Below are 2,780 nucleotides of genomic sequence, written 5' to 3'. Positions count from 1 at the left end.
AATTTGACCAATGTGATACGCGTTATGAGTCGTTACATTAGCTAATACTTCCCACCACTTCGCAGATACAGGAAATCCAATTACATCACTTTCAACCTTGTCTTCATTTATGAGACTTTGCCATTGTAACAGTTTCTCTAATAGTTTTTCTCTTAACTCTTCAAATGTTTGATTATCTGATAGCATAAAACTTTTGTTATTATCACCAATAGCGGGCACAGCATTAACATTTGATTCTTTGTACCTAGTTTGCCACGTCGTATTCCAATACAGTAAATGTTGTACAATTTCAGCTATACTATTACACTCTTCATTCGGTTTCCAGAAAGCTTCTCTCTCAGATAAATCCTTAACTGCATCTGAAAATGGAATATACCAACTGGGATCATTCGCATTTGCTAATAACTGATCTGCTAATACGTCTTTAACATGGAACACTTTGCTTCCCCCCATTAAAAAGATTCATTTCAAGACAATACTCACTTCTCTATATACGCTGAGTTTGCCAGATCCCCTCTTTTTAGCCTTAATCCCAAACATATGCACATAAAGAAACCAAAAGCACCTAATCCATAAGCTGTTGTATATCCACTTTCCCCGATAATCCATCCTGCAAGTCCTGGTCCAATCATTTGACCAACTGCATAGAAAACGGATATAAAACTAATTGCCATTGAGACATATTTCGGAGATACTTGCTTTGAAGCAGCAACTTGAATTAATAAAAGGATACCTCCGAGGCTGGAACCCCAAATAATTGCCGACATGATAAAGCCAATGGTATGTCCAAATATAATTGGAATCATATCACCTATTACAGCTAATAAAAGTGCAATACATAACGTCTTCTTTATACCAACCCGATCCGAAATCAATCCCCAGACAGGAGCTCCTACGATTGAAAACATTCCTGCAATCGCATAAACAGTTCCCGAAATTGATGCCGCAATACCATTATTAATCATAAAACTAGTTTGATATAAATTTGGAATTAAATAAACAACGCCCACAATAAAATACATCCATGCAATGATGTATAGCTCTTTCGTTTTCCATAAAAACGACTTATTATTCCTTTCCCCCTCATCTTCAGTAACTTCTGGATTTTTCAAAACAATTGAGGCAACGAATACAACAATACATGTAATAACTCCAAACAAAAGCCATGAACCACGCCAACTATACTCTGGAAATGCACGTACTATATAAGGAACAATTATTCCACTAAATAGCATGCCTATGCCAGCACCGCTTAATAATAGCCCCATTGCAGTTCCTCTTTTTTCTGGAAACCATCCTACTGTTATTGACATGAGTGGTGTATATACAAGGGCACTACCAGCTCCAGCACATAACATACAAATAGAGGCTATCCAAAATGAGGAGACAAATGCTAATCCTATTAAACTTATAACGACGAGCCAACTCCCTATTAATAAAACTGATTTTGCTCCAAAACGGATAGTAAGTATTCCAGATGTTCCGACTGTTAATAAATACCCTAAAAAGAGTATGGTTCCTAACATACCTGCTTGAGCTGTAGATAAATGGAGTCCTTCTTGCATAAACGGCAATATAATTCCATATGCCATACGTGCAAAACCCGTCGTTGTTATAATAAGAAACATTCCTGTTAATACAAATATCCAAAAATGACTTTCATTCCGTTCTTTCATTTAAATTCCTCCATAAAAAGTTATTTCCAATTGGATGTTGTTTGTAATTATAATGACCATTACAAAAAGCAACTACCAAATGACGGAGGAATTTACGGTATAGCGGATTATTCCTGTTTTACGTTAATAAATACGTAAAAATTCTGATGGATTCATTCCATACTTTTTACGAAATAACTCTGAAAAATGACTGACATTATTGTATCCAACTGCAAATGCCGTTTCGGTCACATTACTATTTCCCGAACGCAGTAAATCTATCGCATGCTCCATACGCTTTTCTCGTAAATATGCAAATGTGGACATCCCAAATAATTCTTTAAACCCAATTTTTAATTTATAATCATTTAACTCTACTATTTTAGCTAATTCTAATAATGATGGGGGTGATTCCATTCGTTGAAGTAAAATTTCTTCAGCCTGTTTTATTTTATTCAAATCCTGTTTTGATAATTGACTCCTTTTATTTGCGTCACAATCATTAAGCAACACTCTCCCCAAATGTATAGAAAGCAATTCGAGCGCTTTACTTTCTAATTCTAGTTGACTAATACGATCCTTTTGGGGATGCTCTATCATTCTCTTAATAAGATTAGATGTTATAGAATCAATTGGATTTTGAAACTTTTTAAAAGATTGATTTCCTAATATAGAATGAAAATCAAGACTTTTTTCAATAGCATTATTCATCATGAAATGATTAAACAATTGTACAGGAATCCCAATCGCTAATGAATATAGAGGCGTTTCTTTTTCATATTCAAATACTACATCAAAATCATTCATAAAATATAAATAGCTATTTCCAGTCATTAATTCATACGAAGAATGACCAACTTGCACTCCTCCGAACCCTTGTAAACAAAAATTAAGCTCCACCATTGCTGCATCAGATGCAAACTGGATGCGATGGTTATTATGAAATTGATAATTTGATAACACAATTTCCATACCTGAAAATGAAGTCCATCTTCGTATTTCACCCATACCTATTGTTTTTGGAACATTCATATGTCTTTCCTCTACAACTTGTAAACCATAAAAATATTTATGAAAAATATCATGAAAACCGTTAGTCTCCATGAAACCCACACTCCTTTTATG

The 2,780-nt window shown here is 34.4% G+C and carries 3 protein-coding genes; all 3 read right to left on the bottom strand.

What is annotated here, in order from left to right; all coding sequences use genetic code 11:
- Window positions 1-438, bottom strand: a 438-nt coding sequence (locus AB3X49_RS20765; RefSeq protein ID WP_367964463.1) for a DinB family protein, incomplete at its 3' end; no start/stop codon positions are given.
- Between the two features lie 41 nt (window positions 439-479).
- Window positions 480-1,676, bottom strand: coding sequence for an MFS transporter (locus AB3X49_RS20760; RefSeq protein WP_002013052.1), 1,197 nt, complete (start codon window positions 1,674-1,676; stop codon window positions 480-482).
- Window positions 1,677-1,799: 123 nt separating this feature from the next.
- On the bottom strand, window positions 1,800-2,759 hold the full coding sequence (locus AB3X49_RS20755) for a helix-turn-helix domain-containing protein (RefSeq protein ID WP_002065832.1): 960 nt from the start codon (window positions 2,757-2,759) through the stop codon (window positions 1,800-1,802).
- Window positions 2,760-2,780 lie beyond the last annotated feature (21 nt).

The organism is Bacillus sp. C30 (assembly GCF_040838255.1).
In the GTDB taxonomy this organism is placed as follows: Bacteria; Bacillota; Bacilli; order Bacillales; family Bacillaceae_G; genus Bacillus_A; species Bacillus_A mycoides.
This window is presented reverse-complemented; position numbering and strand designations above follow the sequence as displayed.